The following is a 12,362-nucleotide window of genomic DNA, read 5'->3' as shown; positions in this document are numbered from 1 at the left end:
GCGTCAGGCGAAAGGCACGCTGCGCCACGGGCTGCGCGTGTCGCTCAACAGCAGGCGGTTGGTGCGCAGCAGGTGCTCTTCACGCGCATCGGAGTACTGCCAGATCAGGCCCGCCGCGATGTACGCGGCGCTCACCTGCGACCAGTTGGCATAGGCCGCGCGCACCTGCGATGCCAGGCCGCCCGCAAAGTCCGCGAACTCCGCGCGGTCGATGAAGCCCAGCTGCACGGCCCAGCGCGACAGGTTGGCCAGGCGCACCGCGTCCCAGGCCACGAGGTTCGTCAGCTGATCCGGCGCCACGCCGAAGTGCTTGCGCAGGGCCTGGACCCAGCTCTGGCTGCCGGTCATCAGCTGGCTCAGCTCGGCGCTCGAGTGCCCGGTCTGCGCGGACAGCGCCCGCATGTCCAGGTGCTCGCGCGCCTTGATCTGGAAGAACGCGGGAAACCACGCGTCCATGACCAGGCGCAGCACGCCGGGCGTGGATTGCACCGCCGCATCGATTGCACCGATGGCCTTCCAGGCCGGCAGGTACTTCGCGCGCTGCCCTTCCTCGGTCAGCCAGCGCGCGGTCTGCTCGAAGCTCGCGCGGTCGCTCACGTTCCACACCTGCGCGATGCCTTCGCGCAGGGTGTCGTTGTCCTTGCCGGTGAGCACCGCGTTCACGCAGTCGCCGTTGAAGGCCGACAGCGGCGTGCTCAGCGTGACCAGCCATTGCTCCTGCGCGGAAAGCGCGGGCGCGGCGGTGTCGAACTTGAGCTTGTCGTTGTCGAGCATCGCGTGCGCGAGCGTGTCCTTGAACCCCATGAAAACTCCCCCGAAATTTGTTGAATGGTGCGCGGGCGGATCGATCAGGCCTTCGATTGCAGGCGCACAACCTCCTGCTGCAGAAACGCGAGGAAGGGTGCGCGCAGCGATTCCTTCATGTGCGCGGGCAGCGCCATCGGCGGGGTCGAGCCGGTCAGCAGCTGGTCGCCCTTCTCCCCGATCTGCAACGCCCGCACCTCCACCCGCTCCAGCGCGATGCGCAGCGGCGACTCCATCAGGTCCTTGCCGTACAGCGCCTGCGCGGTGAGCGCCACGCCGTAGGGGCCGCCGAACAGCGGAAAGTCGGCCAGCGCGAACTGCAGCGTCTCGCCCGCGGGAATCTGGAACTTGTCCGTCACCTTGCCCAGCTTCTTGGCCAGCTTCGGGTTGGCGGGGTCGAGCAAGGTGTCGACTGCGCCGTGGTCGGCCACCAGCTCGGCCAGCGTCCAGACGCGCTGCTGCGCCTGCCGCTGGCTGCCGTTTTCCGCGTGGTACGCGAGCACCGCCGCGACCGTCGGCGCCAGCAGCTCGCCGCAGCGTTTGAGCAGCACCGGCTCGGGCGCGTCGGCCACGCCGGACCAGTCTTTCCACGCCTTGAAGCGCGCGAGCAGCGTCGAGACGAACGAAGGCGCATCGTCGGCGCGCGCAGGCAGGGCATGGCCCTGCGCCGGTGGCGGTGCGGCCGACAGCACGGTGAAGTCGTCCTGCACGTACACGGCCTGGTCGGTCAGCAGCAGGCCTTGCGAGGTGCGCTTGCCGCTGAGCCGGTTCATGGCGTGGTAGCCGAGGAAGAAGAGCGGAATCTCGTCGCCCAGCCACGGCCTGGGCAGGTACATCTGCTCGACCGCCTGCGCGAACACCTGCGGTGCGTCTTCGTGGTCGGGGTGGTCTGCCTGGTCGGGCAGGAAGGAAAAGGCCGACAGGTCGGCATGCAACGGTGCCTGCACCTGTTGCTGCACGCGTGCGCGCAAGGCATCGCCGTGGCGCGCGCGTTCGGGCGGCAACGCGCCCAGGTGATCGGTGAACGACGAAAAAACGAATGACATGCTGAATCTCTCCCTGAAACCGTGGTTGTGAATGGGTAAGCGGCCCGGCATCTGCTTCCGTGGGCCATGCACGGCAGATCGGCCGTGACCGCGGCGTGTCCTGGAAGGACACCGCCGCAACGCCGGCCCAAGGGAAGTGTTCCCCGGCGGCTCACGGACTGGATGATCACGCGCCCCCATGTCAGGGGCGCGGCCATGCTACTGGGAAGCGTCGCCTGGCATTCTGACGAATTCTGCGAGGGCGCGCGATCACGAAATTAGCGCCGCTAGCATCACCGCATCTTCAAACCGTGGCCACTCTGTGATGCGCCACACACGGGAGTCAAACGAATGGGTACATGGTCGACAGCAGGCTTCGGCAACGACGAGGCACTCGATTGGCTGGCGGAACTGCAGGAAGCCGATGACGCGCTCGCCTTCATCCGCGAGACGCTGGATTCAGGTTCGACCGAAGGCACCGTCGCCGCGGCCGAAGTGCTGGCGCTGCTCGCCGGCCAGGGCAGCGCCGACGTGCACCCGGACGCCGTCGACTGGTGCGCCGGCAAGGCCGCGCCGCCCACCGACCTGCGCCATGCCGCCGCCGACGCGCTGCAGGCCATCCTCGACGACCCCGAGGCGGACGGGCACGACACTTGGGCCGAGCTGGGCGAGGACGACGAGGACTACCTTGCGTGGCTGGCCAACCTGAAGAGCCTGCAGGTCCGGCTGCGCGGCTGAACCGCGCTGAACGCGCCCGGCGTTCCGGCCAAAGCGCGCGCCGTGTTACGTAACGAGTGGCGACAGCTGCCCGTTTTGCACCACGGGCCTGACAGGGCCATTCGCACAAAAATCGTTTCGAATCAACGGGATACGGTGTTTTCGGTCCGTCGTTGACGGCCGAAGTCGAAGGCGGCACGCATGTTGCCCTCTGTAGTCATTTATTTGACGAGGAGGCCGCATGACCACCACCGTATCGCCGATCGCTTCGATCCCCGCCGCCGCCGAAAGCGGCGCCCCCGTGGTGCTTGCACAGGCCAGCGTCACCCCCCTGGGCCCCGTCGGATCGGGCGCCCCCATGGCCGCGCCCGCCGGGCCGACCAGCCTGGGCACCCTGTCCAACGCCACGCCCGGCACGGTCGTCATGCGCGACGGATTTCGCATGCCGGTGGACGGCAACCAGACCCTCATCGCCGGCGACCGGGTGATCGTGCCCGACGGCGGCCAAGCCAACGTGCTCTTCCCCGGCTCGGCCACCAACAAGGCGCCGCTGGCCGGTGTGTTCGCGGGCGGCACCGACGCCACCATCACCTCGACCAAGCTGTCCAGCGGCCTGGAGCAGGTGAACGTCGACGTGGCCGCCGGCAACCTCGATGTCACCTCGCCCGACAGCGACGCGGAAGCCGCGGCGCTCGCCGTGAGCAAGAAGACCGCGGCCGGCAGCGGCATCGGCCTGGGTGAATTCGCACTCGGCGCGCTGGGCGCCATCGGCCTGGGCGCCGCGCTGAGCGGCGGTGGTGGCGGCGACGGCGGCGGGTTCCCGCTGTTCGTCTCAGGCATCGGCGACAGCGACGCGGATGCCGATTCGGATGCCGATGCAGACGCCGACTCCGACTCGGATGCGGACGCCGATGCCGATGCCGATTCGGACGCCGACGCGGATTCGGATGCAGACGCCGACGCTGATGCGGACGCCGATTCGGACGCGGATGCCGATGCCGACGCAGACCACCTGCTCGATCCGGGCGACGGCCTCGCCGGGCACCTGCTGGGCGCCCTCGACAACGCGCTCGGCCTGGGCGGCGGTGCGACCAACGTGCGCAGCGCCTCCGGCTCGTCGGGCACGCTGGCCTCGCTGATGCCCGTGGCCGACGGCCTCACCGACCTGGTCGACGACCTGCTCTCGCCGGTCACCGGCGAGGAGTTCAAGCCCAACGATCCCAACGAGTTCGAGCCGGTGGACAACGCGGTCGAAAACATTGCCGTTCACGTGGGCGGCGTGCTGACCCCCGTGGTCGACGGCCTGCTCGGCGAAGGCCTGACCGACGCCCTCGTCGGCTCGCTGATCGGCCAGGTCGACTACCTGACCGACGCGCTGGGCAATGCGCTGGAGAACGTGCTGGGCAGCGAAGGCCTGCTCGGCGGCATCACCACCCCGCTGGGCCTGGACGGCCTCGTGGACGACCTGCTCGGCACGGACGGTGTCGTCGGCCAGGTGCTCGAAGGGCTGCTGGGTGACGGCAGCCTGCTGGGCAGCGTGCTCGGCGAAGACGGATTGATCGGGCAGTTGCTGGGGGATGACGGGCTGCTCGGTGGCGTGCTGGGCGATGGCGGTTTGCTGGGTGGCGTCCTCGGCGGCGAAGGCGGCTTGCTGGGCGGCGTGCTGGGTGACGACGGCCTGTTGGGCGGCCTGCTCGGTGGCGATGGGGGTCTGCTCGGCGGCGTGCTGGGCGACGACGGCTTGCTGGGCGGTGTCCTCGGTGGCGAAGGCGGCTTGCTCGGGGGCGTCCTGGGTGACGATGGCCTGCTGGGTGGCGTCCTCGGCGGCGAGGGCGGCCTGCTTGGCGGCGTGCTGGGCGACGACGGCCTGGTCAACGGCCTCCTCGGTGACGAAGGCATCCTGGGCGGCGTGCTCGGCGGCGACGGCGCGCTGTCCGGCCTGCTCGGCAGCGAGGGCCTCACCGGCGGACTGCTCGGTGGCGACGGGCTCGTGGACAGCCTGCTCGGCCCCGATGGCGCGGTCGGCTCCCTGCTGAACGCGACCCCGCTGGCCGGCCTGCTCGGCGGCGAAGACGGCTTGCTCGGCGGCCTGGTGGGCGATGACGGGCTCCTGGGTGGCGTCCTCGGTGACGACGGCCTGCTGGGCGGTGTGCTGGGCGACGACGGCATCCTCGGTGCGGAAGGCCCGGTCGGCGGCCTGTTGAATGGCGTCCTTGGCGGCGACGGCGGTGGCTTGCTCGGCGGCGTGCTGGGTGACGATGGTTTGTTGGGCGGACTGCTCGGCGGTGACGGCGGCCTGCTGGGTGGCTTGCTCGGCGACGACGGCCTCTTGGGCGGCGTCCTCGGTGGCGACGGTGGCCTGCTCGGCGGTGTGCTGGGTGACGACGGCCTGCTGGGTGGCGTCCTCGGTGGTGAGGGAGGCCTGCTCGGCGGCTTGCTGGGTGACGAAGGCCTTCTGGGCAGCCTGCTCGGCGGCGGCGACGGCGGATTGCTTGGCGGCGTGCTGGGTGACGACGGCTTGCTGGGCGGTGTCCTCGGCGGCGACGGTGGTCTGCTCGGTGGATTGCTGGGCGACGACGGCTTGCTGGGTGGTGTCCTCGGTGGCGACGGTGGTTTGCTCGGCGGCGTGCTCGGTGACGACGGCCTCCTGGGTGGCGTCCTCGGCGGTGACGGCGGTCTGCTCGGCAGTGTGCTGGGTGACGACGGTCTCCTGGGCGGCGTCCTCGGCGGTGACGGTGGTTTGCTCGGCGGCGTGCTCGGTGACGACGGCCTCCTGGGTGGCGTTCTCGGCGGCGACGGTGGTCTGCTTGGCGGCGTGCTCGGTGACGACGGCCTGCTGGGCGGCGTCCTCGGTGGCGACGGTGGTCTGCTGGGCGGCGTCCTCGGTGGCGGCGAAGGCGGCTTGCTCGGCGGCATCGTCGGCGAAGACGGCCTCGTGGGCAGCCTGCTCGGCGGCTTGCTCGGAGGCAAGAGCCCCGTCGCGGACATCCTGGAGCCGGTGTCGTCGGTGCTCTGCCATGCAAGCGATGCCGTGGCACCGGTCGTGGCCGAGGCCACGCAAGCCGCATCCGGCGCCGCGGTGCCCGCGGCCGACATCCTGGCCGGCGCCAGCTCGGCAGTTGCCCCGGTGGTCGCCGAGGTGGTGAACACCGTCGAGCACGCGGTCACGCCGCTGGTGTGTGAGGTCGTGGCCCCGATCACCAGCCTGCTTGACCACAGCGGCACAGGCTCCGCGCTGGCGCCCGTGACGAACATCCTGCACGGCCTGCTGGGCTGACCGAAGGCGGGAGCGGCCGGCAACGGCCCTCCCCTTCACACGCTTTCTCACGCACCGCAGGCGCGGCGCCCGCTCCGGCGCGCCGCGCCTTCGCATGCCTGCCGTGCACAATTGGCGCTCCCCCGAGCCCCTTTGCCCCACGCCGCGCATGCGAATCCACGAACTGAAACGACGACTCCGCGAGGCCGGGGCCGGCCCCAGCCACGAGCAGCGCATCCTGCGGCTGTGGTCGCATGCGCTGCCGCGCAACAGCGGCAGGCGCCTGCCGGCCACCTTCTTCCCGTCGTCGCTGATGGAGGCCCTGCCGGCCATCGAAGCCGAACTGGCGGGCCTGGCGCGCATCCATGCGGTTCACCCTGGCGCCGACGGCTCCGAGCGGCTCCTCGTCGCGCTGGCCGATGGCCAAACGGTGGAAAGCGTGCTGCTGCCGCGCGACGGGCTGTGCGTGTCGTCGCAGGTCGGCTGCGCCGTCGGGTGCCAGTTCTGCATGACGGGCCGCGACGGCCTGCTGCGCCAGGTCGAGAGCGCCGAGATCATTGCGCAGGTCGCCCTCGCGCGCCTGCGCCGGCCGGTGCGCAAGGTGGTGTTCATGGGCATGGGCGAACCGGCGCACAACCTGGACAACGTGATCGAGGCCATCGAGCTGCTCGGCACGGTCGGCAACATCGGCCACAAGAACCTGGTGTTCTCCACCGTGGGCGATCCGCGCGTGTTCGAACGGCTGCTGCAAGCGCGCGTGCGGCCCGCGCTGGCGCTCTCGCTGCACACGACCAATGCCGAGCTGCGCAAGAAGCTCCTGCCGCGCGCGCCGAACCTGACGCCCGAAGCCCTCATTGACGCGGGCGAGCACTACGCCCGCGCCACCGGCTACCCCATCCAGTACCAGTGGACGCTGCTCGAAGGCGTGAATGACGGGCCCGAGGAAGTCGAGGGCATCGTGCGGCTGCTCTCCGGCAAGTACGGCGTGCTGAACATGATCCCGTTCAACACGGTGGACGGCGTGGCCTTCGGCCGCCCGTCGCGCGAGCGCTGCGAGCAGATGGCCCGTACGCTGCACGAACGCGGCATCCTCACGAAGCTGCGCTATTCGGCCGGCCAGGACGTCGACGGCGGCTGCGGCCAGCTGCGGGCGCGCGCGGCCGAGGTGCGGGTGACGGTGCCGATCCGCCGCGCCGACGAGCGGCTCAGCTGAGCGAGGCCATCCAGTCCCACACCGCGCCGGGCGCCTCGACCATCACGTTGTGGCCATGCGGGCCGAGGTCGCGAGCGTCGGGGTCGAGGGAGCGGGTCTGCTCCATCGTCACCAGCGCGTCGTGCCGGCCCTGGCCGAGATGAACCGGGCAGCGCGCCAGGCCGACCAGTTCGGACAGCGGCGGCTTGCCCACGGCATTGGCGCGCGGGTCCATCGCGAGGCGCCAACCCTCGTCATCTTTCGTCACGCCGCGTGCCACGACGAGCGCTGTCGCTTCGGCGATCGCCGCCAGGCCGGAGACCTTCAGGTAGCGGTCTTTCGCCTCCTCTTCCGTCGCGAAACGCTTGGCGGGCTGCGTCGCCAGCGTCTCCATGCGGCGGACCTCTTCATCGCTCCATGCGACCTTGATGCCCGCCGCGAACACCGCGTGCGGCGCAACGCCGAACCATCCCGTCGCGAGCGCTAGGCCGATCACCCCGCCCAGCGAATGGCCGAGCACCACGAGCCGGCCTTCGGGCTGCAGATGCGGCAGCACCGCACGCGCCACGGTGGCGGCGTGCTGGCCGATGGCGTAGGAAGCCTGCCGGTCCGATGCGCCGTGCCCGGGCAGGTCGAGCGCAAGCCAGCGGCCGCGCCATCGCGCGCCGGCCTGTGCGCACAGCGGCGACCACACCGCGCCTGTCGCGCCCATGCCGTGCAGCAGCACCAGCAGGTCCGGGCCTTCGCCGCCTTGTTCGATGTACATGTCCGGGGTCTCCTTGGCACTTTCGATGGCGCGAGAATACCCGGCGACGCCCCGAAAAGGGCCCGATCGGCACCCGCTGCCGCAAGACAGCGCGGGGCCTTGTCCGGCCCCGTTTGCGCGGAATGGCTGACGCGCCGTACCCTGTGGTCCGGGGCATGCTTGGCGTTGTTTTTCCCCCGTCCCCCCGACGCTTCTCTTTTCCCTTTTCCTCCAAAGGCTTTCGCCGCCCCTCAAGAACCCATGCTTGATCGCCGATCCTTCCTCGCCGCCGGCAGTGCCGCCGCCGCACTCGCTGCCCTGGGACTGCCCGAAGAGGCGCTGGCCGCCAACGGCCTGCAACTGAGCCAGCCGGCGCCCTTCTCCTTCGATGCGCTCGTCGCACAGGCCAAGCGCCTCGCGACCCGCCCCTACACCGCCGCCGCGCCGCTGGCGCCGCAGGTGCTGGAGCGCATCGACTACGACGCGCACGGCAAGATCCGCTTCGACCCCGCCAACGCCCTCTTCCGCGACGGGCCCGGCGCGTTTCCCGTCACGTTCTTCCACCTCGGCCGCTTCTTCCAGACCCCGGTGCGCATGCACGTGCTGGAGACCGCCGGCGGCGACAGCTTTGCGCGCGAGGTGCTCTACAGCCCCACGTACTTCTCGATGCCCCCCGACAGCCCCGCGCGCGCGCTGCCCGAGGGCGCCGGGTTCGCAGGCTTCCGCCTGCAGGAAAGCCGCTTGGGCGATCAAAGCAAGCTCGACTGGCAGAAGAACGACTGGGTCGCCTTTCTTGGCGCCTCGTACTTCCGCGCCATCGGCGAGCTCTACCAATACGGCCTGTCGGCGCGCGGCATCGCGCTCGACGTCGCGGTGCCCGACAAGCCCGAGGAGTTTCCGAACTTCACGCGCTTCTATTTCGAGACACCCGCTGCGGGCAACACCACCTCGATGACCGTCTACGCGCTGCTCGAGGGGCCGAGCGTCACGGGCGTGTTCAAGTTCGTCATGCAGCGCGGCAAGGCCGTGATCATGGACATCGACGCGCGCGTATTCCTGCGCCGCGACGTGTCGCGCCTGGGCCTGGTGCCGCTCACGTCGATGTACTGGTACTCGGAAACCATCAAGCCCACCGCCATCGACTGGCGCCCCGAGGTGCACGACTCCGACGGCCTCGCGATCTGGAACGGCGCGGGCGAGCGCATCTGGCGACCGCTCAACAACCCCACGCAGACCCGCGCCTCCGCCTTCGCCGACACCCGGCCGCGCGGCTTCGGCCTGCTGCAGCGCGACCGCAACTTCGACCACTACCAGGACGGCGTCAACTACGAGAAGCGCCCCAGCCTGTGGATCGAACCGCTGGGCGACTGGGGCGAAGGCTCGGTACAGCTCATCGAGATCCCGACCGACGACGAGATCCACGACAACACCGTCGCCTTCTGGGTGCCCAAGGCCGATGCCAAGGCAGGCGCGAGCTACAGCCTGCAGTACCGGCTGCACTGGACCGACCAGGAGCCCTTTCCATCACCGCTCGCGCGCTGCGTCGCCACCCGCATCGGCCGCGGCGGCCAACCGGGCCAGCCGCGCCCGCAAGGCGTGCGCAAATTCATGGTGGAGTTCATCGGACAGCCGCTCACCACCGTGCCCTTCGGCGTCAAGCCCGAACTGGTGCTCACCGCGCCGCGCGGCAAGTTCTCCTACGTCTTCGCCGAAGCCGTGCCCAACGGCGTGCCGGGCCACTGGCGCGCGCAGTTCGACTTCACGCCCGAAGGCACGGAGCCGGTCGACATGCGGCTGTATCTGAAGAACGGGGATCAGACGTTGACGGAGACCTGGCTGTACCAGTACCAGCCGGGGTGAGCGAGAACGGCTGCATCTTGCAGCCTCAGTTGATTCGTGCGTTGGTCAGCTCCATGTCTTCGAACTGACTGCCCGTGAAGTCGACCTGCTCGCCCTGCAGGTTGGTCGCACTCACTTGCGTGCCTCTGCACTCGAGCAACTTCAGACCTGACCAATGGCTCGCATCGAAGTTCAGTTCGGTCCAGTTGCATCGAGTGAAGGTGCAATCACTGAGCGTGCTGGCCTTGAGCTGCGCCGCACTGAAAGTGCAGTCCACGAAGGTGCATCCGCTGATCGCGATGCGCTGCATGTCGCATTGGCTGAAGGAGCAACCGCTGAACTGGCATGCGGTCCAGATGGCGTCTTGAAAAGTGGTCGCAGTGAAGCTGCTGCCACTGAAGGCGCTGGACGAGAAGGTGATCAGGTTGAGGTCCAGGCCGGCGTAGGCATTGCCGTCGCTCTGGCCGGAAAGGCCCGCGGGCGCGCCGCCTGCGCCTTTTCGCCATTTGTCGTGGTCCTCGATGATTTGTTTAGCGCTCACGGTGCACCTCGACAAATCCGACTGCACATGAGGGCACCACGCGGCCCAGAAACATCAGAGTGGCGGTGCCAGTGATATGAAGCGTGCGCGTCGGCGCGGCACGGAATGCGGACATGTATTCCTCCCAGAAGCCGCTCCTGTGGATCAGGAGTCAGGTGGCGGATTGTGGGAGGCCCATGTGCGCAAAAACAGGGGGAAAGAATCGGGCAACTATTGCGTGGCGAGCAGCGTGATGGACTGCACGCACCGCCCATTGCCCAAGCCGGCTCCAACCGGCTGCGACCACTATTTCTTCGTGACCGACACCAGCTCGACTTCGAAATTCAGCGTCGCATTCGGCGGAATCAGGCCGTTGCCCGCACCGCGCGCACCGTAAGCAATCGACGCGGGGCAGGTCAGCTTGGCCTTGCCGCCCGGCTTCATCTTCTGCACGCCTTCGGTCCAGCAGGGGATCACGCCGTTGAGCGGGAACTCGGTGGGTTCGCCGCGCTTATACGAGCTGTCGAACTCCTTGCCGCTGTCGGGGAAGGTGCCGCGGTAGTGCACCTTGACCACGTCGGTGGCGGCGGGCGATGCGCCGGTGCCTTCCTTGAGCGACTGGTAGATCAGGCCGCTGGGCGTGGTGACTGCCGCGGACTGCGCAAAGGCTGCGGGAATGGCAAATACGGACACGAGCGCGGCACAGAAAAATGACTTCACGAAACACCTCGGTGGTTGAAAAGCTGCCGATTATGGACAGCCCCCGTGAAGCCGCCTGTACGCCGATGTATCCGATGGAACGGCCCTTGCTTTGGGACAGGTGCACTGTCACCATCCGCCCAGAGAGGAAGCCCCCATGCGCTCCAACGACGCTCCGCCGGCCCCCGTCGCCGGCACCGGTCATCTCAAGAAAGTCCTCGGTCCCGTCCAGTTGTGGGGCATCGCGGTCGGCCTCGTCATCTCGGGTGAGTACTTTGGTTGGAGCTACGGCTGGAACACGGCCGGCACGCTCGGCTTCCTGGTCGCCACGGTGCTGGTGGCGACGATGTACACGACCTTCATCTTCAGCTTCACCGAGCTCTCGACCGCCATCCCGCACGCGGGCGGCCCCTTCGCCTATGCGCGGCGCGCCTTCGGGCCGCGCGGCGGTTTCGTGGCGGGCTTCGCGACGCTGATCGAATTCGTCTTCGCGCCGCCAGCCATCGCGCTGGCCATCGGCGCCTACCTCAACGTGCAGTTCCCGGGCATCAACCCGAAGTGGTTCGCGGTCGGGGCCTACGTGGTCTTCATCGGGCTGAACTGGATCGGCATCGGCATTGCGGCGGCGTTCGAGCTGTTCGTCACGGTGCTCGCGATCTTCGAGCTGCTGGTGTTCATGGGCGTGGTCGCACCAGGCTGGTCGATGGCGAACTTCGTGGCCAACGGATGGGCCGGCGGCAACGTGCTGAACGGCGCGGCGGTGTCGGGCATCTTCGCGTCGATCCCGTTCGCGATCTGGTTCTTCCTGGCCATCGAGGGCGCGGCCATGGCGGCCGAAGAGGCGCGCGATCCGCACCGCACGATTCCGCTGGCCTACACCACCGGCATCGTCACGCTGGTGCTGCTGGCCTTCGGCGTGATGATCTTCGCGGGCGGCGTGGGCGACTGGCGCCTGCTCGCGAACATCAACGACCCGCTGCCTCAGGCGATGAAGGCGGTGGTGGGGGCCAACAGCGGCTGGTTGCACATGCTGGTGTGGATCGGCCTGTTCGGCCTGGTCGCCTCGTTCCACGGCATCCTCATGGGCTACTCGCGCCAGATCTTCGCGCTCGCGCGCGCCGGCTACCTGCCCGCCTACTTCGCCGGCCTGAGCCCGCGCTTCGACACGCCGCACCGCGCCTTGCTGGCCGGCGGCGTGGTGGGCATCGCCGCCATCTTCAGCGACGAGTGGGTGCAGTTCGGCGGGCAGACGCTCACGGCCAACATCGTCACCATGGCCGTGCTCGGCGCGATCGTGATGTACCTGGTCTCGATGGCCGCGCTGTTCAAGCTGCGACGCACCGAGCCCGATCTGCTGCGCACCTACCGCGCGCCCTTCTACCCCGTGTTCCCCGCCGTCGCGCTCGGGCTCGGCCTGGTGTGCCTGGGCGCGATGGTCTGGTTCAACCCGATGCTCACGGTGCTGTTCCTCGTGCTGATGGCGGCCGCCTACGGCTACTTCCTGCTCACCTCGGCGCAGCGCGACGCCGCCGCGCCGGACGCGATGCTGTCTTCCACGCCCTGAC

The 12,362-nt window shown here is 69.1% G+C and carries 10 protein-coding genes; 5 read left to right on the top strand and 5 right to left on the bottom strand.

Going from position 1 to position 12,362, the window contains the following annotated elements:
- Nucleotides 1-3 precede the first annotated feature (3 nt).
- Both AC07XP_RS03225 and AC07XP_RS03220 read right to left on the bottom strand, forming a co-directional pair.
- Nucleotides 4-804 (bottom strand): DUF1266 domain-containing protein, encoded by an 801-nt coding sequence (locus AC07XP_RS03225; protein WP_495263779.1) that lies wholly within the window; start codon nucleotides 802-804, stop codon nucleotides 4-6.
- A gap of 44 nt (nucleotides 805-848) precedes the next feature.
- Nucleotides 849-1,850 (bottom strand): hypothetical protein, encoded by a 1,002-nt coding sequence (locus AC07XP_RS03220; protein WP_157755025.1) that lies wholly within the window; start codon nucleotides 1,848-1,850, stop codon nucleotides 849-851.
- 330 nt (nucleotides 1,851-2,180) lie between these two features.
- Here AC07XP_RS03220 and AC07XP_RS03215 point away from each other — a divergent pair, with 330 nt between their 5' ends.
- The 3 genes from AC07XP_RS03215 (at nucleotide 2,181) to AC07XP_RS03205 (ending at nucleotide 7,015) form a co-directional block, all read left to right on the top strand.
- Entirely contained in the window at nucleotides 2,181-2,567 is a 387-nt protein-coding gene (locus tag AC07XP_RS03215) for a DUF4259 domain-containing protein (RefSeq protein ID WP_495263778.1), read from the top strand.
- Between the two features lie 220 nt (nucleotides 2,568-2,787).
- Nucleotides 2,788-5,823, top strand: coding sequence for a hypothetical protein (locus AC07XP_RS03210; protein ID WP_495263777.1), 3,036 nt, complete (start codon nucleotides 2,788-2,790; stop codon nucleotides 5,821-5,823).
- Between the two features lie 148 nt (nucleotides 5,824-5,971).
- On the top strand, nucleotides 5,972-7,015 hold the full coding sequence (locus AC07XP_RS03205; RefSeq protein ID WP_495263776.1) for an RNA methyltransferase: 1,044 nt from the start codon (nucleotides 5,972-5,974) through the stop codon (nucleotides 7,013-7,015).
- Here AC07XP_RS03205 and AC07XP_RS03200 read toward each other — a convergent pair.
- Nucleotides 7,008-7,760, bottom strand: a complete 753-nt coding sequence (locus tag AC07XP_RS03200) for an alpha/beta fold hydrolase (RefSeq protein WP_495263775.1) — start codon at nucleotides 7,758-7,760, stop codon at nucleotides 7,008-7,010. The two genes, AC07XP_RS03205 and AC07XP_RS03200, sit on opposite strands and share 8 nt — an antisense overlap.
- A gap of 240 nt (nucleotides 7,761-8,000) precedes the next feature.
- Between AC07XP_RS03200 and AC07XP_RS03195 the strand changes: the two genes are divergently transcribed.
- Nucleotides 8,001-9,599 carry an OpgD/OpgG family glucan biosynthesis protein gene (locus tag AC07XP_RS03195; protein WP_492741566.1) on the top strand — a complete coding sequence of 533 codons (1,599 nt, stop codon included), beginning with the start codon at nucleotides 8,001-8,003 and terminating at the stop codon, nucleotides 9,597-9,599.
- Between the two features lie 25 nt (nucleotides 9,600-9,624).
- On the opposite strand, the gene AC07XP_RS03190 is transcribed toward AC07XP_RS03195, so the two are convergent.
- A complete protein-coding gene (locus AC07XP_RS03190; RefSeq protein WP_495263774.1) occupies nucleotides 9,625-10,119 on the bottom strand; it encodes a pentapeptide repeat-containing protein in 495 nt (164 codons plus the stop codon).
- Nucleotides 10,120-10,404: 285 nt separating this feature from the next.
- Entirely contained in the window at nucleotides 10,405-10,818 is a 414-nt protein-coding gene (locus tag AC07XP_RS03185; RefSeq protein WP_159272246.1) for an FKBP-type peptidyl-prolyl cis-trans isomerase, read from the bottom strand.
- 136 nt (nucleotides 10,819-10,954) lie between these two features.
- Between AC07XP_RS03185 and eat the strand changes: the two genes are divergently transcribed.
- A complete protein-coding gene (gene eat, locus AC07XP_RS03180) occupies nucleotides 10,955-12,361 on the top strand; it encodes an ethanolamine permease (protein ID WP_495263773.1) in 1,407 nt (468 codons plus the stop codon).
- Nucleotide 12,362 lies beyond the last annotated feature (1 nt).

Source organism: Variovorax sp. GW531-E2 (assembly GCF_059423125.1).
The sequence above is the reverse complement of the archived record's forward strand: the minus strand, read 5'-3'. Positions and strand labels throughout refer to the sequence as shown.